The organism is Dactylosporangium aurantiacum, from assembly GCF_000716715.1.
Taxonomy (GTDB): Bacteria; Actinomycetota; Actinomycetes; order Mycobacteriales; family Micromonosporaceae; genus Dactylosporangium; species Dactylosporangium aurantiacum.
The window spans coordinates 45,731-64,992 of record NZ_JNYJ01000003.1 but is presented as its reverse complement, the minus strand read 5'-3'; the positions used below and the strand labels follow the sequence as shown (position 1 = coordinate 64,992).

The window sequence follows — 19,262 nt, the reverse complement described above, 5'->3', positions numbered from 1 at the left end:
CGCAATGCCGCTCGTGAACCCCTGCTGCACACCCGCCGAGACCGCCGCGCCGGGACTGTCCCGCCGGGGGCTGCTCGGCCGGGCCGCCGCGGTCGGCGCCGGCGCCGCCCTCACCGGCCTGCTCGGCGACGGGCTCGCCACCCGGCTGGCGTTCGCCGGCACCCCGTACACCGGCGACACCATCGTCGTGCTGTCCCTGCGCGGCGGGTTCGACGGGCTGTCCGCCGTCGTGCCGATCGGCGACCCCGACTACTACACGGCCCGGCCGACGATCGCCGTGCCGAAGGCGTCGGTCATCGCCGGCGACGGCACCTTCGGCCTGCACCCGGCGTTCGCGCCGCTACTGGCCCGGTGGAACGCCGGCACGTTCGGCGCGGTCCACGCCGTCGGCCAGCCCAACCCGTCCCGCTCCCACTTCCAGGCGATGGAGGAGCTGGAGCGCGCGGCCGCCGGCACGTCGGTGCGCACCGGCTGGCTGGACCGCATGCTCGGCGTCGCCGGCGCGGCCGCGCCGACCGCGGGCGTCGCGATGGGCGCGACCGGCCCGGCCCGCGCGTTCGCCGGCCCGGCGCCGGACGTGTCGATGTCGTCGGTCGACGCGTTCAAGCTGGCCGGCAACGACGCGAAGACCCCGATGGCCGCGACCCTGGCCAAGCTGTTCGACGGCGCCCCGGCGGTCCTCGCCGACCCGGCCCGCGCGGTCAACGCGACCCTCGGCACGGTGGCCGCGCTCGGCGCGTACACCCCGGCCGCCACCTACCCGGCGACGGCGCTGGGCAAGGCGCTGCGCGACGTGGCCCGGCTGGTGAAGGCGAACGTCGGGCTGATGGCGGCGACGGTCGACTTCGGCGACTGGGACATGCACGAGGCGCTCGGCACCCCCGTCAAGGGCCAGCGGATGCACGACCACCTGACCGAGCTGGCGCTGGCGCTGGAGGCGTTCGCCGCCGACCTCGGCCCGGCGTTCGCCCGGGTCACGCTGCTCACGTTGAGCGAGTTCGGGCGGCGCGTCGCGGAGAACGGCTCCCGCGGCGTCGACCACGGCAACGGTAACGCCATGCTGCTGCTCGGCGGCGGTGTCCGCGGCGGCCGGGTCCACGGCACCTGGCCGGGGCTCGCCCCGGCGAAGCTCACCGCCGGCGACCTGACCGCCACCACCGACTACCGCTCGGTGATCGGCGAGATCCTGCAGCGCCGCTGCGGCCTGGGCGCCCTCGCCGACGTGTTCCCGAACGTCGCCCCGTCCTCGTACGGCCTGGTGGCGGCCCGCACCTGACGCCTACCGGTCCTGGTAGCGGGCGTGCGGGTCGCCGGCCCAGAGCCGCCGGTGGAAGTCGTTCATCCGGGCGGCCGCGGCGGCGTGCCGCCGCAGCACGCCCGCGACGGCCGGCGGCAGGCCCGCCGGGAGGTCGCCGGCCGCGCACCGGCGCACGACCGCGTCCCGGGCGTGCGCCTCGTCGTCCATCGTCGCCAGGCCCAGGCTGACGACGAGCCAGTTCACCAGCCGCGCCGCCGCGTAGTCCCGGTCGTGGCCGAGGTGCCGGGCGACGAACCCGCGCTCGGCGTCGCTGAGGTCGAACCGCGGCGACGTGGCGAGCCCGAAGTCGACGAGGTGGATGCGGCCGTCGCCGGCCCGCATGTTGCCGAAGTGCCCGTCCATGTGCAGCAGCCGCACGTCGCGCAGGAACGCCACGATCTCGAACAGTTGCCGCTCCACCGTCTGCGCCGCGGCGGGGTCGAGGGCGCCGGGCAGCGCGTGCGGGACGTGCTCGAGGAACAGCACCAGGCTCGCGCCGGCCCGGGCCAGCTCCTCGAGGCGGGTCCGCACCTGCGGTGCCCCGCCGTACTGCGCGACGAGGGCGTCGACGTCGCGGTGCTCGTCCGGGACCGGTGGCCGCCCCGGCAGCACCCGCCAGTGGTGCAGCACCGCGAACGCCCCGGTCGCGCCGGCGAGCACCCCCTCGGTGACGATGCGGTTGGCCGCGAGCTCCCGCCACGCCCCGAAGCCGGGCCCGCCGCGGCGGTGCATGCCGTACTGGCAGGTGAGCGGCAGGTCGAACAGGTTCGCGGTGCTGTGCGGGTGGGCGAGCTCCCGGTCGGTGATCGGGATCCGCTTGGCGAACACGGGTGCGCCGTCGACGTCCAGGACCGCCGACCCGCCGCCGACCCCGACCCCGACCGCGGCGGCGGTGCGCAGGGCCGCGAGCAGCTCGTCGTCGCCGGATGCGGCGAGGACGGCCGAGACACGGTCATGGCGGGCCCGCCGGCTGGGAAGCATCGCGGCCCATCATGCCAGCCGCACCGGTCGGGTGCGGGGCGGGACGCACAGCGGGTCCGGGTATCGTGCCGGCTGGTCCGCGAGGATCGGGGGCCGACCCGAGGAGGATCATGAGGCGCAGTGCCGCGCTGGCGGTCATGGTGGCGTTCGCGGTGAGTGTGAGCGGTTGCGGCTCGTCCGGCGAGCCGGCACGGACCGCCGCCGGCGGCTCGCCGTCCCCGTCGCCGTCGACCGCCGTGGACGGGCAGGGCCGGCTGTCGGCGCAGACGTCGCCGTCGGCCTCGGCACCGGCCGGGTGCACGATCTTCCCGGCGGACAACGTGTGGCACGCCGACGTGTCCAGGCTGCCGGTGCACCGGGACTCCGCCGCGTGGGTGGCGAGCATCGGCGCGTCCGCGCACGCCCACCCGGACTTCGGCGCGGGCCTCATCGACGGCGCGCCGTTCGGCATCCCGGTCACCACCCTCGGCGCCGGTCAGGCCGGCGTCAAGGTGACGTTCGAGTACGCCGACGAGAGCGACAAGGGCCCCTACCCGATCCCGCGCACCGCCCGCGTGGAGGGCGGCCCGAACGCCGACGGCGACCGTCACGTCATCGTCCACGACACCGCGGCGTGCAAGGCGTACGAGCTGTACGACGCGCACCCCGACGGCGACGGCTCGTGGCGGGCCGGCTCGGGCGCGGTGTTCGACCTGCGCCGCAACGACCTGCGCCGGGCCGGCTGGACGTCGGCGGATGCCGCGGGCCTGTCGGTGCTGGCCGGGCTGCCGCGCGCGGAGGAGGTGGCGGCCGGGCGGATCGACCACGCGATCCGGTTCACGGCGCCGCGCACCAGGAAGGCGTACGTGTGGCCGGCCCGGCACGCGGCGTCGTCGTCGACCGACGCGGCGCTGCCACCGATGGGGGCCCGGTTCCGCCTGAAGGCGTCGGTGGACATCTCGAAGTTCCCGGCGCAGGCGCGGGTGGTGGCGCAGGCGCTCAAGCAGTACGGCGCGATCCTCGCCGACAACGGCTCGCCCTGGTACTTCTCCGGTACGCAGGACGACCGCTGGAACAACGGTCAGCTCAACGCCCTGAAGGGCCTCACCGGCACGGACTTCGAGGCGGTGGACGGCTCGCTGCTCATGGTGGACGCCAACTCCGCCCGCTGCCGGCAGCCCTGACGACCCACCCCGGCTAGTGTCCTAGGATGCCCTAGCGGCTGTGGCGTCGGCCACGCGTTCGTGACCATGGTCAAAGAACCGGTAGATTGGGCAGCGCCGGCAATACCCGCGCGGGAGAGACCGTCTGCACCAACGACGGCGCCGAAGGGGCAAATCCTCCCCGGAACCTCTCAGGCAGAAGGACCGCGACGGGTTGGCACCTCTGGAGGCCACACGACAGAGGGGGAGGGACGTGCACCCCGACCCCGGATCGAAAGAGTGTGGCCAATGACCAACTTCGCCAGCCGGCACATCGGACCGTCGCCCGATGACCAGTCGCGGATGCTCAAGACCGTCGGCTACGACTCGGTCGAGGCGCTGATGACCGCCGCGATCCCCGGCTCGATCCGCTGGCACCAGCCCCTGGCGCTGCCCCTCGCCGCGTCCGAGGCCGAGGTGCTCGGCGAGCTGCGCGCCCTCGCGTCGGCCAACCGGACGCTGGTCAGCATGATCGGCCTCGGCTACTACGGCACCCACACGCCGCCGGTCATCCTGCGCAACGTCCTGGAGGACCCGTCCTGGTACACGGCGTACACGCCGTACCAGCCGGAGATCAGCCAGGGGCGCCTGGAGGCGCTGCTGAACTTCCAGACGGTGATCGCGGACCTGACCGGCCTGCCGGTCGCGGGGGCGTCGCTGCTGGACGAGGCGACCGCCGCCGCCGAGGCGATGACCCTCGCGCGCCGGTCCTCGAAGGTGAAGGCCGACGTGTACGTGGTCGACGCCGACGTGCTGCCGCAGACCCTGGCCGTGATCCGGACCCGGGCCGAGCCGCTCGGCATCACCGTCACCGTCGCCGACCTGGACGCCGGCGAGCTGCCCGAGGCGTACTTCGGCCTGCACGTGCAGTACCCGGGCGCGTCCGGTGCGGTGCGGGACCTGGAGGCGCTGACCGCGCGGGCGCACGAGCAGGGGGCGATCGTCACGTTCGCCGCGGACCTGCTGGCGCTGTGCCTGCTGCGGGAGCCGGGCGCGTTCGGCGCCGACGTCGCGGTGGGCAGCGCGCAGCGGTTCGGGGTGCCGATGGGCTTCGGCGGTCCGCACGCCGGGTACATGTCGGTCCGCAAGGGCCTGGAGCGCACGCTGCCGGGCCGGCTGGTCGGCGTGTCCAAGGACGCGGACGGCGCCCCGGCGTACCGGCTGGCGCTGCAGACCCGGGAGCAGCACATCCGCCGGGAGAAGGCGACCAGCAACATCTGCACCGCGCAGGTGCTGCTGGCGGTCACGGCCAGCATGTACGCGGTCTACCACGGCCCGGACGGGCTGCGCGGGATCGCGTCGCGCACGCACGACATGGCGGTGCGCCTGGCCGCGGGGTTGCGCGCCGGTGGGGTCGCCACGCAGCACGAGGCGTTCTTCGACACGGTGACGGCGGTCGTGCCGGGCGGGGCGGCGGCGGTGGTCGCGGCCGCCGCGGAGCGCGGGATCAACCTGCGGCAGGTGGACGCCGACCGGGTCGGCATCGCCTGCGACGAGACCACGACGTTCGGGCACCTGCGTGACGTGCTCGCCGCGTTCGGGCTGTCGCACGTGGACGTGACCGAGCTGGACACCGCGGACGTGGTGCCGGCGCAGCTGCGGCGCACGAGTGACTTCCTGACGCACCCGGTGTTCGGCACGCACCGCTCCGAGACGGCGATGCTGCGCTACCTCAAGCGCCTGTCCGACATGGACTATGCGCTGGACCGGGGGATGATCCCGCTCGGGTCGTGCACGATGAAGCTCAACGCCACGGTGGAGATGGAGCCGATCACCTGGCCCGAGTTCGCCGACGTGCACCCGTTCGCGCCGGCGGCGCAGACGCAGGGGTACCGCAGGCTGATCGGCGACCTGGAGCGGTGGCTGGCGGAGGTGACCGGCTACGACGCGGTGTCGTTGCAGCCCAACGCGGGTTCGCAGGGGGAGCTGGCCGGGTTGCTGGCGATCCGCGCGTACCACCACTCGCGGGGCGACACGGGGCGCGACATGTGCCTGATCCCGTCCAGCGCGCACGGCACGAACGCCGCGAGCGCGGTGATGGCCGGGATGCGGGTCGCGGTCGTGGCCTGCGACGAGCTGGGCAACGTCGACCTGGGCGACCTCGAGGCGAAGATCGAGCAGCACCGGGACCGGCTCGCCGCGATCATGGTGACGTACCCGTCGACGCACGGGGTGTACGAGACGGGCATCGCCGAGCTGTGCGCGAAGGTGCACGAGGCGGGCGGCCAGGTGTACGTGGACGGCGCGAACCTCAACGCGCTGCTGGGCTTCGCCAAGCCGGGGAAGTTCGGCGCGGACGTGTCGCACCTGAACCTGCACAAGACGTTCTGCATCCCGCACGGCGGCGGCGGTCCGGGCGTGGGTCCGGTCGCGGTCCGCGCGCACCTCGCGGCGTTCCTGCCGTCGCACCCGGTGTTCGAGGGCGGGGCGGCGGCGCCGGTGGGTCCGGTGTCGGCGGCGCCGTGGGGTTCGGCGGGGATCCTGCCGATCCCGTGGGCGTACCTGCGGCTGATGGGCCCCGACGGGCTGGCGAAGGCGACGGCGACGGCGGTGCTGGCGGCCAACTACGTCGCGGCGCGGCTGCGGGAGCACTACCCGGTGCTGTACAGCGGCAGCGAGGGTCTGGTCGCGCACGAGTGCATCCTGGACCTGCGCACGATCACGAAGGCGACCGGGGTGAGCGTCGCGGACGTCGCGAAGCGGCTCATCGACTACGGCTTCCACGCCCCGACGATGTCGTTCCCGGTGTCGGGGACGCTGATGGTGGAGCCGACCGAGAGTGAGGACCTCGCCGAGCTGGACCGGTTCTGTGACGCGATGATCGCGATCCGTGAGGAGATCGACCGGGTCGCGGCCGGCGAGTGGCCGGCGGGGGACAACCCGCTGGGCAACGCGCCGCACACCGCGGCGGTGGTGACCGCGGACGAGTGGGAGCACGCCTACCCGAGGTCGCTCGCCGCCTACCCGGCCGGGGTGTCGGCGGCGAAGTACTGGCCGCCGGTGCGGCGGATCGACGACAGCTTCGGCGACCGGAACCTGGTCTGCTCGTGTCCGCCGGCGTCCGCCTACGAGGAGTGAACCGTCACGGAGGGTGAGGGATCAGGCCGCTTTGACGAGGACGTGCGGGGCCGGGCCGCGGTGCGGTTCGATCACGCTGCAGTCAGGAAGCAGCTCTCCGGTGTCCTCGAAGACGATCACTCCGTTGCACAGGAGGCTCCAGCCCTGTTCGGGGTGGGAGGCCAGGATTCTGGCGGCTTCGTGGTCGGAGTCGGCGGCTGAGGGACACGATGGTTGGTGCTGGCAGAGCATCGGGGGTCTCCGATTGAGAGGTTCAGTTGGGGCCTGTGTGGTTCTTCACATGACCAGTGATGCACGCTACTACGGCCAACGACACGAATTCGCACACGTGACGGCACAACTTGGGGATAATCCGCCATTCGTATGAGCACATTAGGGCCGGTCGTCGGGTCTCGGCCCGGGTCGGTGGATCTTCACCCTCCCGGGTCGGTCCTGTCGTGCGCACCACACGTATGGGAGCGTTCCCGGCTGGAGTGGCATTCCGGCGACGGTGGTGACCCTCTGTCGATCCTGGCGGCGTTCCTCGCCGACGCCGGTCTTCCGGTCTCCGACGTGTCCGCGTCACCCAGGGTGACGGACACGGTGTGCGGCGCGGCGGTGCTCCTCGCCCCGCCGTCGGCGGTCGCCTCACCCGCGCCCGGGGTGCCGGACCTCGTCGCCGTCGTCTACGGGCACACGCCGGCGGACCGTCCGGCGGTGCCCGGGGTCGCGGGCGGGGTGCCGCCGTCGCGGCTGGGGGCCTGGACGCCGAGCTGGAGCCCGGCCGAGCACGCGGCGGCGGTCGGCGCGGTCCGCGACGCGATCGCCCGCGGCGACGTCTACCAGGCCAACGTCGTCGGCCACGCGAGCGCCCCGATGCGCGGTGATCCGCGCGGGGCGCTGCGCCGGGTGGCGGCCCTGCCCGGCGCCCGCTACGGCGGTGTGCTGTGCGGTGGCGGTACAGGTGCGGCGGCGCCGTCGTGGTGGGTGGCGTGCGCGTCGCCCGAGACGCTGGTCGAGGTCGCCGGCGGCCGGGCGGTGACCCGGCCGATCAAGGGCACCCGGCCGGCGACCGCCGAGGGCCGCGCGGAGCTGCTCGCGTCGGCGAAGGAACGCGCGGAGCACGTGATGATCGTCGACCTGGAGCGCAACGACCTGGGCCGGGTCGCCCGGACCGGGACCGTGCGGGTGGAGGAGCTGTTCGCGATCCGCCGCTGGTCGCGGCTGTGGCAGGCGGAGTCGACGGTGAGCGCGCAACTGGCCGCCGGGGTCGGCCTGGAGCGGCTGCTGGGTGCGGTGTGGCCGGGCGGCTCGGTGACGGGTGCGCCGAAGCTCGCCGCGATCGACGTGGTGAGCGCCCTGGAGCCGGTCGGGCGGGGTCCGAGCATGGGCGCGGCCGGCTGGATCGGCCACGGCCCCGACGGGCGGCTGCGCATCGACCTGGGGCTGACGATCCGGACCGTGGCGGTCGCCGACGGCCTGGCGCACGTGTGGGCGGGCGGCGGCATCGTGTGGGACAGCGACCCGGCCGCGGAGGTCGCGGAGGCGGCGGCGAAGACCGCCCCGATCAAGGCCGCCCTCGCGGGCCTCACGGGTTGACCGTCCCTGCCCGGCCGGCCGGGCAGGGACGCCCGTGGCTCAGCCGACCTTGCCGAAGATGGCGGTCAGCAGCACCTCGTTGATGTCGAACGCGGTCTTCGACGTGTACAGGGTGCCGCCGGTGACCCGGGAGATCTCCTGCAGGGACGCGAAGTCGGCGTCGTTGCCGTACCCGACGGTGACGATCGGGACCTTCTTGTCGCCGGCGGCGTTCGCCTCCAGCTTGGGCCGCAGCTGGTCGAGGGTGAGCCCGCCGGTCGGGTCGTCGTTCTTGCCGTCGGTCATGAGCACGACGAGGTTGGTCGCGCCGGGTTTGTACGCGTCGACGACGGCCTGCTGCGCGGCGGCGGCGGTGTCGTACAGGCCGGTGTCGCCGACCGGGGTGAGCTTGTCGATCGCGGTGATCATCTGCTCGCGGCGGGCCTTGCCGCTGACCTGGTCGCCGACCCGGCCGATCGGGATGAGCTGCTTGTAGTCCTGCTGGCCGTTCTGCCGGGTGGAGAAGACCCACAGGCCGGCGTCGACGTCGCCGTCGAAGAGCTGCACGGCCTCGCGGGCCGCCTCCTTCGCCAGCTGCATGCGGTTCTTGCCGGTGCCGGGGACCTGCTCGGCCATGGACCCGGAGATGTCCAGCACGAGCAGGACGTTGGTGGGGCGGGTCAGCGCGGTCCACGAGTCCATCGACTGCTTCACCGACTCGGGCAGCAGCACCGCCCGCGGCACGGTCTTGAGCTTGGCGCTGAAGGCGGCGTTGCCGGTGAGGGGCGCGCCCGCGTCGCGGTTCGGGTCGCGGAACCCGGCGTCGAGGAACACCTTGCGCCCCTCGGGTCCGCGCAGGTAGGCCAGGAACTGCCGGGCGACGTCCTGTTTGTCCTTCTCCGCCCAGGGCGCGTCCAGGATGAGGTACGGGTTGTCGGCGTCGGCGCTGCCGTTGGACGGGTACACCGCGACGAGCGGCACCTTCGGGTTGGTCTTGTTGTACGCCAGGACGTCCTGCTCGAGGGCCGGGAATGCCGAGACGTACTGCAGGGCCTTGGCGCCGTCCTGGTCGTCGGCCTTGCCGAGGTCGTCCATCAGCTGGGCGGTGGTGTTGGTGTAGACGGCGCGTTCCTGCTTGAGCTTGGCCAGGGTGGCCTGCTCCTCGGGGGTGACCTCGCCGTCGTCGTTGCCGTCCAGGATCGCCATCAGGGCCAGCAGCCCCGCGGTGGACTGCAGCGGGTCGCTCATCCCGAACTTGAACGGTCCCCAGTCGCCCTTGCCGTACTTCGCCCAGCCCTGCGGGTCGGCGGCGACCTTGTTGATGACGTCCTGCCAGGACAGCTCGCCGCCGGGCCAGCCGAGCGCCTCCGCCATCGGCTTGGGCATGGCCAGCACCGACGGGGTGCGGGCCAGCATCGGCTGCAGGTCCGGCATCATCCGCTCGGCGATCGCCGCGGTCGACGCCCGGCGCACCCAGGCGGTGGAGTCCGGCACCCACACGTCGGGCGGGGAGCCGGCCTTGCGGTCCCAGTCGGTGCCGAGGGCCTGCGCCATCGACGCGGTCTCCTGCCCGGCGACCTCGACGCGGGCGCAACGCCCCGCGACCGTGGGGTCGCTGTCGGTCCACGACTTGGCCAGGGACCGCAGCAGGCCCGCCGTGCTCGGCGACGCGACGACCTTCGCGGTGACGGTGCCGTCGCAGGACGCTGCGAGGAGCTGGTTGACGCCATACGCGGCGCCGCCGCCGACGAGCACGACGACGACCGCGCCGATGATCAACGACAGTCGTCGTGATCTGCGCTGAGCTGGGCTCTTGCGGTGTGACCGCACATCTGCCCTGTCGGCCTGGTAGGCCATGGGTGTGCCTCCGGGGGTGGGAAGTCGGCATAGTTTAGGCCCTCGTCAACCGGGGTTCACGGGGCCCCGAAGTAGCCTGTGACGGGTGACGATCCGACCGATCCGGGTGCTCGGCGACCCCGTGCTGCGCACCCCCTGTGAGACTGTGACCTCGTTCGATGCCGAGCTGCGCGCGCTGGTGCGGGACCTGCTGGACACCGTGACCGGCGAGCCGGGCCGCGCCGGCGTCGCCGCGCCCCAGATCGGGGTGGGGCTGCGGGTGTTCTCGTACGCGGCGAACCAGCAGGTCGGCTACCTGGTCAACCCGACGATCACGGCGCGGGACGGGGTGCAGGACGGCGACGAGGGCTGCCTGTCCATCCCTGGCCTGTGGTTCCCGACGCCGCGGGCGATGCACGCCACCGCGGAGGGCTTCGACGAGCACGGCGAGCCGGTGACGGTCACCGGCAGCGGCCTGCTCGCGCGGGCCCTGCAGCACGAGACGGACCACCTCGACGGCGTGCTGTACGTCGACACGCTCAAGGGCGAGACCCGCCGCCAGGCGCTGCGCGCCGTCCGCTCACAGTTCGCTAGACGACCATGAACTGCGGGTGGGCGTGGCGCAGGAAGTCGTGGTGTGCCACCTCCCACCCGTAGGCGCCGGTCCCGGCGAACACCAGCACGTCACCGGCCCGCACCAGGCCGACCGCCGCGTCGCGGGCCAGGACGTCGCGCGGGTTGCACTGCTCCCCGGCCACGTCGACCGTCGCGTCGCTGACCTGGGGCCGCTGGAACGGGTACGGCCACGCGTCCACGGGCAGCACCGTGAACGGGTGGCTGTACCCCCACGACGCCGGCAGCCGGAAGTGGTGGGTGCCGCCGCGCACGACCACGAACCACCGGCCGTGGGTCCGCTTCACGTCGAGGACCTCGGTGGCGTACCACCCGGCGGTCGCCGCCACGAACCGGCCCGGCTCCACCACCAGGCTCGCCCCGGGCGGCAGGACCAGGTCACCCAGGGCGGCGGCGAACGTGTCGAGGTCGAACCGGCCGCCGCCGGCGATGTCGACGCCGAACCCGCCGCCGACGTTGATGATCGGCGCCGGCACGCCCCACTGCTGCGCGGCCCGCCCGGCCCAGTCCACCGCGTCACGGATGTACGCGGCGTGCGCGGCCGCGTCCAGGTTGTTCGACACCGCGTGCAGGTGGAACCCGGCGATGTCCAGCCCGCCGGCGCGGGCGAGGCCGACCGCGTCGGGCAGCAGCCGCTCGTCGATGCCGAACGCGGTGGCCACCCCCGCCATCGCGTGGCTGCCCGGCAGCGCCGGGTGGGCCCGGTTCACCCGCAGGCAGACACGCGCGGGCCCGTACATCGTGAGCCGCCGCAGCTCGTGCAGGCTCTCCACGTTGAGCACCGCCCCGGCGGCGACCGCCGCGCGCAGGTCCGCGTCGGTCTTGGCGGGCCCGCTGAACAGGGTGAACCGCGACCCGGCGGCCACCGCCGCGGCGAGCTCCCCACCGGAGGCGACCTCGAGACCGTCGACGACCGGCAGCAGCGCGGCCAGGACCCGGTCGTCGCCGTTGGCCTTCATCGCGTACGCGACGCGGGTCCCCGCGGGCAGCGCCGCCCGCAGCGCCGCCACGTTGCGGTGCAGCACCCCGCGGTCGTACACGTAGACGCAGGTGGGCCGCTCGGCGGCGCGTATGGCGGCCGCCACGGCCGGGGGAACCACCACTCGTCTCCACTTCACGCACCGGTACGCTGGCCGGCGATGCTGTTCCATGCGCAGGACCCGATCGCCTTCTGGCAGTACGCGGAACGGTATCTCGGCGTCGGAACCCGGACCTACAGCCCCTACGCCGGCGACCTCGACATCGACGACGCCTATCACCCGCAGCGGGGGACCCCCACCTTCCAGCTGCCGACCTTCCAGCTGCCCGGCGCCGCGCACGTGACCTCGCCGGCGGTGCCGTCGCCGCTGCCGGACCTGTACCGGGGGCTGCTGCCGGTGCACCCCAACGCCCTGGACGCCGCGGACCTCGCCGGCCGCGACGAGCTGCTCGCCGCGCCGCCCGGCCCGGCCCTGACGGCGGTGCCGACGGCGAACGCCCGCACCGTGTTCGTCACCGCGATCGACGGCACCCCCGTCCCGCCGCACTTCGTGAAGCTGCACTACCCGCGGCGGCTGTCCCGCTTCACCCGCCGCCTGCGCCGGCCCGTGATCGAGCTGCAACTGTGGGTCTCCGACGACCTGGTCCGCGTCGGCGCGCCGGTCCTGCCCGAGGTCGGCGGCGGCTGGTTCGCCCCAGTCGGCGCCGACCCGGACGACGCCTGGGGCTTCCTGCTGCGCGCCGCCCACCCCCTCGACGCCGCCCCGGCGTGGACGGTGCCGCTGTTCGCCCTGTACGGCCGCGACCTGCACCACCCGTCGGACCCGACGCTGCTGGAGCAGCTCGTCACCGCCTACGGCGAGGACCCGGCGACGTTCGTCACCGAACGGATCGTCGTGCCGATGGTGCGGCTGTGGGCGTCGGTCGCCCGCGGCACCGGCTGCCCCCTGGAGACCCACGGGCAGAACACCCTGTTCGCCTTCGACCCGCGGGCCCGCACGTCGCGCGTGCTGTACCGCGACTGCGCCATCTACGTCGACGCCTCGCAGCGCGCCGCCCTGGGCCTCACCGGCCCCCTGCCCCCGGCGAACGTGATCCCGCGCGACGTGCCGATGGCCGCCGCCGAGGTGTTCAGCCTCACGTACGACAGCTTCATGGGCCACCACGCCCTGTCCTACGTGGCGGCCCTGGCCGAGTCCCGCTGGGGCGTGCCACCGTCGCACCTGCACGCGGCGGCGAGGGCCGCGTTCACCGCCCAGGACCTCCTCCCGGCCACGGTGTACTACTACGACAACATCCTGTACGACAACAACGACTGGAAGCTCGTCGACACCGGCGCCCCTCCGGTGTGGCGCTGATCCGCTCGCTCGGCGAACCCCCTGGCCTTCTCGGTGCCTGTTGCTCCGCTGTGGCGCCGGGTTTCGACGGTCCGGATGGTCGGTCATGCCGGCGCGTTGCCCTCGACCTTCCGAATGCCGCTACGGATCGAGTCCCGCTGCGGCAGCGCGTCGGACGCGGACCCGACGGCATCGGGCGATCCGCTTCGGTGTCCGCGCGGATGGCCGCGCACCGATGGTCGCCCACTTGCCGATCACCGCGCTTGGTCGTCGGGTCGTTGCCGCACCCGCGCACCGGAGTCGTTCATCTTCGCCTTCCGCCCGCGCGGCACCGTTCGCCTCCATGTGCACCGGCGGCGCCTGCCGGTCACCGCAGCGGGTTGGGGATCTGGCACCACAGGTCCTGCAGCGGGTCGTCGGCGAGGCGCATGGCAGTGGTCGCCTTCAGTGGCCATGTGTCGGCGAGACTTGCCTTGCGGTCGTCGGTGTCGGTGACCGTGTCACGGATGGTCGCCGCGACCACGTCCCACGCCGCCCGCTCCACGTCGGCGCCGAGCCGGCTGCCGAGGGCGTGGACGAGTTCGGTCAGCACGGTGGACAGCGCCGCGGCGAACAGCTTCGTGCGGAGTTCGTCCTCGTCGTCGGTGGGCAGCGCGCCGATGAGCGGCGGCATCTGCAGACCGGCGCGTCGCAGCCGGCCAGGGTGGACGTGCAGGCCGCCGAGGTCCCGGTACCAGATCCGAACGGGGTGGCCGTCGCGGAGCTCGACGAGGGTGTTCTGGCCGTGGGCCTCGAGGGCGACACCGTCGCGGAGCACGTCGAACAGGGCGGGCAGCAGCAGTCGGACGAGCTCGGCGAAGCACGCGGGGGTGAGCAGGTCTGGCCGGTGCGGCAGCAGCGCCAGCGGCACGACGAACGTGCCGGCGGGTGGCGCCTGCCGCCAGACGGCGCCGAGAGCGCGTTGCGGGTCGCCGCGCGTGTCCAGGACGGTGGCGGCGGTGGTCTCGCGGAGCACGCGCAGTCCGCGGGTGCGGGCGGCGAGGGTGGCGACGAGGTCGGAGGCGAGCGGCCCGTTGTGCACCGCGGCGGCGGACAGGGTCCGCACGGCGCTGGTCATCTGGACCTCGACGGCGGTCTTGATGTGCTGCGAGGGGTCGTCGACCGGGGCGAGGGTCCGCAGTGACATGAGCGGCCGCGCGGGCAGGTCACGACCGGTGTCGCGGACGAGGCCGGTGGCGAGGGCACGGTGCAGCTGCCAGGGGTGCACGGGCAGCAGCGGCGGGCGGGGCGCGCCGGTCGTCCGCCACCTGCCGGGGTCCACCTCGACGATCCGCAGCCGGACCTGGGGGTGGTGCTCGGGTGCGTACGCCAGGACGTCGGCGGTGCTCATCCCGATCCGGGTGCGGCAGCACGGATGCAGCGGGTGCCCATCCACGATGGACTGCTCCATGCCGACGAGGTCGTCGGCGGCGCCCGTGACGCCCGTGGCGGCGGCGAGGCCGAGTGCCAGATTGGCGACGCTGTTGTCCAGTTCGCGCACCAGCCGCTCGGCGTTCCCGCCGGGGCGCAGCGCCTCGATCAGCCGGGCCGGATGCGTGTGTGCGACGCCGTCGGCGACGACGGCGTCCGGGATCGGCCCGAACAGCGCCGGCGCCGGGGTGCCGAGCCGGTCGGTGTCCACCACCCCTTCCCGCCACAGCGCGCCCCAGAGCCGGCGCAGGATGCCGGCCCGGGCCTGCGGCAGCGCGCGCAGGTATGCCTTCGCCAGGTCGGGGTCCGAGGCCTGGAGCGCCTGCAGGGTCGCTTGCTCGTCTGGTGCCACCAGCGGTTCCACATCCAAATCCTAGCATCCTAGGACGCCTTAGACGACGTGCCTGACGGCACGCCTTTGAACCCCTGTCTACGACAGGGGAGGGCGAGGCCGGTGGGGCCGTTCGGCACTGGTGGGGATCGCGTCCGCCGATCGGCCAGACTTGTCGCTGCGGTCACCGGGCTGCCCGTTCACCTGCGCGAATGCTGTGATGTACGCGAGCATCAGCGTGGAGCACGGACGCTTCGGGAGGCACCCATGGAGATTCGCCAGTTGTCGTCGGCGGCGCACACCGCTGTGCCGGCCAAAACCAGTCCACCGGCCGTCGAGCCGGTCGCGCCGCCCCCGAAGGGTGGGCTGCCGGCATCGCAACAGGTGCTGAGCCAGCTGACCCCGGGTGACCGGGCGGCGATCTCGGGCCTGACCGGGTATCACCTGTCGCCGACGGGTGCGGTGACGAATGTCGGCGGGATGCCGCCGTGGTCGTTCATCATGGCGTTCGCGGCGTCGCGGACGGCCGCGGAGCCGGTCGAGGACTCCAGGTCGTCGGACGTGACCGCCGTCGAGCACGTCGACGTGACGGTGTAGGGCCGGGGCTCGGTTTTCCAGCACGTGTGAACGCTGGGCGCCTCGTCTTGCCGGGTGCAGGTGACAGGTGACGCGGTGGCGATGTCCGGTGTTCGCGGTGGCGCGGGCGCGATGGGCGTGGTGTTGAAGGCGCAGTGGGTGGCGCGGGAGACGGCCGGTCGCGAGCGGGTCACGATGCGGTGGGTTGCCGCTGGTGCCCGCCGGTGGGGTGCTCGCCCCTCATGAGTTTCGCGCGCCGCCGGCCGGGGTCCTGGTCGGCGGCGCGGTCGTGTGTTGGGTGGGTGCGCTGGCACGCCGACGGCCTGCGCACCCGGGATCCAGCTTAGGGTTCTGGGTATGACTCTGGAGCAGGTTCCGTTGTGGCGGGGTGTCGCGGTGGCGTTGGTGACGCTGTTCGCGGAGGACGGTTCGGTGGATGTGCGGGCGACCGCGCGGCATGCGGAGCGGTTGGTGGCGTCCGGTGTACGGGCGGTGCTGGTGGCCGGGTCGACCGGTGAGGCGGACGCGTTGAGTGATGGTGAGCGGGTGGCGCTGGTGTCGGCGGTGCGGCAGGCGTGTGCGGGGGTGCCGGTGATCGCGGGTGCGGGGGGTGCGTGGGCGGGGCCGGCGGCTGAGTTGACGGCGGCGTCGGTGGCGGTGGGTGCGGATGCGGTGCTGGTGCCGCCGCCGCGGCGGGCGGGGGATCTTCGGGTGTTCTACGAGCGGGTGGTGTCGGCGGCGGATGGCCGGCCGGTGTTGGCGTATCACTTTCCGGGGGTGGCGGGTGGTGCGGTGCCGTTGGAGGTGTTGCCGTCGTTGCCGGTGGCGGGGTTGAAGGATTCGACGGGGGATGCGGAGCGGTTGTTGCGGTTGTTGTCGGAGTGGGACGGTGCGGTGTATGTGGGGTCGTCGGCGTTGGTGTCGGCGGCGGGGTTGTTGGGTGCGGCGGGGGCGATTCTGGCGGTGGCGAATGTGGCGGCGGAGGATTGTGTGGCGGCGTGGGAGGGTGACGCGGCGGCGCAGTTGCGGTTGGTGGGGCCGCATGTGGCGGCGAAGTCGGGGTTTCCGCATGGGTTGAAGCGGTTGGTGGCGCAGCGGTATGGGACGTCTGTGGCGGCGCGGATGGGGTGATCGGGTTACGGTCCGGTTTCGGGGTGTAAGAAGCAGCTGCGGTGTGTTGACCGGGGGTGGTGGGCGGATTTCCATGGGTGTATGGCTGAGGATGCGCTGGTGGCGGAGCGGTCCGGGTTGGTCTCGTCGTTGCTGGCGGTGATCGATCGTCGGGAGTGGGGTGAGCTGGCGGGTCTGGTGACTGAGGATGTGGTGTATCACCGGCCTGGGTGTCCGCCGATTGAGGGGGTGGACGCGTTTGTGGCGTTCTACCGGCGGCGGTGCATCGTGGCGTCGGGTCGGCATGCGGTGGAGCGGTGGGTTGAGGGTGGTGGGCAGGTGTGTTGTTGGGGTCGGTTCGATGGGGTGTCGCATTCGGGTGTGCCGTTGAGTGAGATTTTCGCGGACTGGTTCGAGCTGCGTGGTGGTCGGGTGTCGCGGCGGCGGACGTTCTTCTACCGGCCGGCGGTCTGAGCGGTCTGATCGGCGGTATCTGGTACTACCGCATACCGGTATCTGGTGCTACTTTGTAGCGGTACCTAGTGCTACGGGGTACCAGGTGGGCCGGGGAGGAGCCGCGGTGGACGACCTGACGGAGATGTTGAAGGGCACGCTCGAAGGCTGCGTGCTCGAGATCATCGGCAGCGAGGAGACGTACGGCTACGCCATCACCCGCCGGCTGAACGAGCTCGGCTTCGCCGACGTCGTGGACGGCACGGTGTACACGATCCTGTTGCGCCTGGAGCGCAACGGCCTTGTCCAGGTGACGAAACGGCCGTCCGAGGTGGGGCCGCCGCGGAAGTTCTACGCGCTCAACGACGCGGGCCGCGCGGAGCTGGACCGGTTCTGGGCGAAGTGGCGGTATGTCTCCTCGCGCATCGACAGCCTGAAGGGAGGCGGCGGATGAGCTTCTGGGAGACGGTCACCGGCAGCGATCTGACCAGGGATTGGAAGGCGTTCGAGGCGAGGGCGGCGGTGTTGGCGCCGGACTACCGGTCGGTGTGGGAGCAGCTGCGGGCGCAGCTGATGCCGTACGGCGACTTCACGGGCCGCAACCTGACGCCGATCTTCGACGCGGCGCTGGGGTTGCTGGAGGAGGCGTCGGCGGACGGGCTGGACGTGCGTGAGGTGCTCGGCGATGACGTGCCCGGGTTCTGCGTGGCGTTGGCCGGTGGTGAGGGTGCCCGGACGTACCGCGACCGGTGGCGTGAGCAGTTGAACAGCACGGTCGCCCGGAAACTGGGCCGGTTGGGAGGTTGACGTGGGCATTCGGGACATCATCGAGGGCAAGCGGCAGTGGCGGGCGCATGTGGCGCGGGTGAAGGCGCTCCCGCCGGATTATCGGATCGTGTACAAGGAGCTGCAGCGGTACCTGTTCAAGGTGGGTCCGGTGGACCTGGCCGACGGGCGGCTGCTGTCGGGGATCGTGGACTTCTTCGAGGAGGGAGCGGCGTCCGGCAAGGGGGTGTTGCAGCTAATCGGCCCTGATGTGGCGGCGTTCTGTGACGACCTGATCAAGGATGTTCCGACGTACGCCGACGTGTACCAGGAGTCGCTGCGCGGGCGGTGACGGGCCGGTTCACGGCGCCGTGGTGTGGGTGATGCGGTGGGTCGCTTCGCTGTGGCCGAACAGGCCGGGCAGGCCGCCGGTGTGCAGTAGGACGGTGCGCTGTCCTGGTCTGATGGTGCCGTCGTGGACGGCGGCGATCAGGCCGGCGGCGGCGCGGCCGGTGTAGACGGGGTCGAGGATGACGCCTTCGGCGCGGGCGACGGTGGTGATCGCGTCGAGCACGGGTTCGTGGAGCGTGCCGTAGCCTGCGCCGATCTGGTCGTGGCGGACGCGGAGTCGTGCCGGGGTCACCGGGTTGCCGGTGAGCTCGGTGGCGTAGGTGGCGGCTGCCGCAGCGGGGTCGGGCAGGGCGCCGACGTCGATGCCCAGGACGCGTTCGGTGCCGAGGGCGGCGACCAGTCCGGCCATGGTGGCGCCGGAGCCGAGTGCGGTGACGACGTGCTGGATGGTGGGCTGCTGGTGGAGGATCTCGATGCCGGCGTCGTGGTATCCGCGGGCGCCGAGGGCGTTGGATCCGCCGAACGGCACCAGGTACGGTGTCGCGCCTTGGGCGCGGAGTTCGGTGCACACCTGCTGTGCGTGGGTGGTCAGGTCGGCGGGTCCGGTGGCGTCGGCCCAGATGATCCGGGCGCCGAGCGCGGCGTCGAGCAGCAGGTTGCCGGTCGGCTGTGGTGGGCGGGCGGCGGCGGGCATGACGAGCGTGACCCGCAGTCCGGTGCGGGCCGCGGCGGCGGCGGTCAGCCGGGCGTGGTTGCTCTGTGGCCCGCCGGTGGTGACGAGGGTGTCCGCCCCGTTGTGGAGCGCGTCGGCGACCAGCCATTCGAGTTTGCGGACCTTGTTGCCGCCGACGCCGAGCCCGGTGAGGTCGTCGCGTTTGATCCACAGGTCGTCCGGGGCGAGGCCGATGTGTGTCGCCAGTCGGGCGGCGGCCTCCATCGGTGTGGGCCATGCCGACAACGGCAGTTTGTGCACCGGACTCTCCAGGGTCATTGCGGGCGGTGACCGGTCGGGTCCGCGCGGTCGAGGTAGGCGAGCAGGTCCACGGCGTGTGGCAGCCGGATCGGTGGGGTCAGGTCCCGCATGGCGAGCAGGCCGGCGATCGCACCGTGCCGCGCGGCGGCGAGAATCGTCTGCTGGTCTTGCGTGGACAGGGATTCCCAGGTCTGGCCGGCCGCACACATGCTGCATGGCTCGCCGACGCGACGGGCGTCGCCGACCGAGATGAGCGTCCCGCAGCCGGGGCAGGTGTACTGGACCATGATCGGATGATGCGGTCGAGACGTCCGGCCCGGCAACCGGGTTGTCGCCCGGTCGGTGCCGCCGGATG

Annotated in this window: 19 protein-coding genes and 1 riboswitch; of the genes, 12 read left to right on the top strand and 7 right to left on the bottom strand. The window is 73.0% G+C overall.

Translation table 11 applies throughout. The annotated features are described in order from the left end of the window. The first annotated feature begins 4 nt into the window (after positions 1-4). Positions 5-1,276, top strand: coding sequence for a DUF1501 domain-containing protein (locus OP18_RS03960; RefSeq protein WP_052386200.1), 1,272 nt, complete (start codon positions 5-7; stop codon positions 1,274-1,276). Between the two features lie 3 nt (positions 1,277-1,279). Here OP18_RS03960 and OP18_RS03955 read toward each other — a convergent pair whose 3' ends face one another. Continuing rightward, positions 1,280-2,278 (bottom strand): protein kinase family protein, encoded by a 999-nt coding sequence (locus OP18_RS03955; protein WP_033357335.1) that lies wholly within the window; start codon positions 2,276-2,278, stop codon positions 1,280-1,282. 110 nt (positions 2,279-2,388) lie between these two features. Between OP18_RS03955 and OP18_RS03950 the strand changes: the two genes are divergently transcribed. Both OP18_RS03950 and gcvP read left to right on the top strand, forming a co-directional pair. Further along, positions 2,389-3,441, top strand: a complete 1,053-nt coding sequence (locus tag OP18_RS03950; RefSeq protein ID WP_156089278.1) for a hypothetical protein — start codon at positions 2,389-2,391, stop codon at positions 3,439-3,441. 101 nt (positions 3,442-3,542) lie between these two features. Further along, a riboswitch (glycine riboswitch) is annotated at positions 3,543-3,637 on the top strand. Between the two features lie 71 nt (positions 3,638-3,708). Then, positions 3,709-6,537: an aminomethyl-transferring glycine dehydrogenase gene (gcvP, locus tag OP18_RS03945; protein WP_033357334.1), complete on the top strand. Its 2,829-nt coding sequence runs from the start codon at positions 3,709-3,711 to the stop codon at positions 6,535-6,537. Between the two features lie 21 nt (positions 6,538-6,558). Here gcvP and OP18_RS03940 read toward each other — a convergent pair whose 3' ends face one another. Further along, positions 6,559-6,768 (bottom strand): DUF5999 family protein, encoded by a 210-nt coding sequence (locus OP18_RS03940; RefSeq protein WP_033357333.1) that lies wholly within the window; start codon positions 6,766-6,768, stop codon positions 6,559-6,561. A 132-nt stretch (positions 6,769-6,900) separates the two neighbouring features. Here OP18_RS03940 and OP18_RS03935 point away from each other — a divergent pair, with 132 nt between their 5' ends. Further along, positions 6,901-8,115: a chorismate-binding protein gene (locus OP18_RS03935; protein WP_033357332.1), complete on the top strand. Its 1,215-nt coding sequence runs from the start codon at positions 6,901-6,903 to the stop codon at positions 8,113-8,115. 39 nt (positions 8,116-8,154) lie between these two features. Here OP18_RS03935 and OP18_RS03930 read toward each other — a convergent pair whose 3' ends face one another. Next, positions 8,155-9,873, bottom strand: coding sequence for a substrate-binding and VWA domain-containing protein (locus tag OP18_RS03930; protein ID WP_033357331.1), 1,719 nt, complete (start codon positions 9,871-9,873; stop codon positions 8,155-8,157). 163 nt (positions 9,874-10,036) lie between these two features. Here OP18_RS03930 and def point away from each other — a divergent pair, with 163 nt between their 5' ends. Beyond that, a complete protein-coding gene (gene def, locus OP18_RS03925; RefSeq protein WP_033357330.1) occupies positions 10,037-10,534 on the top strand; it encodes a peptide deformylase in 498 nt (165 codons plus the stop codon). Here def and OP18_RS03920 read toward each other — a convergent pair. Further along, positions 10,521-11,681, bottom strand: a complete 1,161-nt coding sequence (locus OP18_RS03920; RefSeq protein ID WP_245635249.1) for a type III PLP-dependent enzyme domain-containing protein — start codon at positions 11,679-11,681, stop codon at positions 10,521-10,523. The two genes, def and OP18_RS03920, sit on opposite strands and share 14 nt — an antisense overlap. Before the next feature lie 21 nt (positions 11,682-11,702). On the opposite strand from OP18_RS03920, the gene OP18_RS03915 reads away from it, so the two are divergent. Then, positions 11,703-12,899, top strand: a complete 1,197-nt coding sequence (locus OP18_RS03915) for a hypothetical protein (protein WP_033357328.1) — start codon at positions 11,703-11,705, stop codon at positions 12,897-12,899. 346 nt (positions 12,900-13,245) lie between these two features. On the opposite strand, the gene OP18_RS03910 is transcribed toward OP18_RS03915, so the two are convergent. Beyond that, on the bottom strand, positions 13,246-14,712 hold the full coding sequence (locus OP18_RS03910; protein ID WP_052386199.1) for an IucA/IucC family protein: 1,467 nt from the start codon (positions 14,710-14,712) through the stop codon (positions 13,246-13,248). A gap of 234 nt (positions 14,713-14,946) precedes the next feature. Between OP18_RS03910 and OP18_RS03905 the strand changes: the two genes are divergently transcribed. The 6 genes from OP18_RS03905 to OP18_RS03880 all read left to right on the top strand — a co-directional run bounded on the left by OP18_RS03905 (position 14,947) and on the right by OP18_RS03880 (position 17,935). Then, positions 14,947-15,276, top strand: a complete 330-nt coding sequence (locus tag OP18_RS03905) for a hypothetical protein (RefSeq protein WP_156089277.1) — start codon at positions 14,947-14,949, stop codon at positions 15,274-15,276. 336 nt (positions 15,277-15,612) lie between these two features. Further along, positions 15,613-16,386, top strand: a complete 774-nt coding sequence (locus tag OP18_RS52005) for a dihydrodipicolinate synthase family protein (protein WP_052386198.1) — start codon at positions 15,613-15,615, stop codon at positions 16,384-16,386. A gap of 81 nt (positions 16,387-16,467) precedes the next feature. Further along, positions 16,468-16,839 (top strand): nuclear transport factor 2 family protein, encoded by a 372-nt coding sequence (locus tag OP18_RS03895; protein WP_052386197.1) that lies wholly within the window; start codon positions 16,468-16,470, stop codon positions 16,837-16,839. A gap of 106 nt (positions 16,840-16,945) precedes the next feature. Further along, the gene (locus OP18_RS03890; RefSeq protein ID WP_033357326.1) at positions 16,946-17,272 is read left to right on the top strand and encodes a PadR family transcriptional regulator; all 327 of its coding nucleotides are present in this window, start codon (positions 16,946-16,948) and stop codon (positions 17,270-17,272) included. Beyond that, positions 17,269-17,625, top strand: coding sequence for a DUF1048 domain-containing protein (locus tag OP18_RS03885; RefSeq protein WP_033357325.1), 357 nt, complete (start codon positions 17,269-17,271; stop codon positions 17,623-17,625). Before OP18_RS03890 ends, OP18_RS03885 begins: the two co-directional genes overlap by 4 nt. A gap of 1 nt (position 17,626) precedes the next feature. After that, a complete protein-coding gene (locus OP18_RS03880) occupies positions 17,627-17,935 on the top strand; it encodes a DUF1048 domain-containing protein (protein WP_033357324.1) in 309 nt (102 codons plus the stop codon). A gap of 9 nt (positions 17,936-17,944) precedes the next feature. Here the strand turns inward: OP18_RS03880 and OP18_RS03875 are convergent, their stop codons facing one another. Both OP18_RS03875 and OP18_RS03870 read right to left on the bottom strand, forming a co-directional pair. Then, positions 17,945-18,892, bottom strand: coding sequence for a pyridoxal-phosphate dependent enzyme (locus OP18_RS03875; RefSeq protein WP_245635248.1), 948 nt, complete (start codon positions 18,890-18,892; stop codon positions 17,945-17,947). Between the two features lie 29 nt (positions 18,893-18,921). Further along, entirely contained in the window at positions 18,922-19,194 is a 273-nt protein-coding gene (locus tag OP18_RS03870; RefSeq protein ID WP_033357322.1) for a hypothetical protein, read from the bottom strand. Positions 19,195-19,262: the final 68 nt, after the last annotated feature.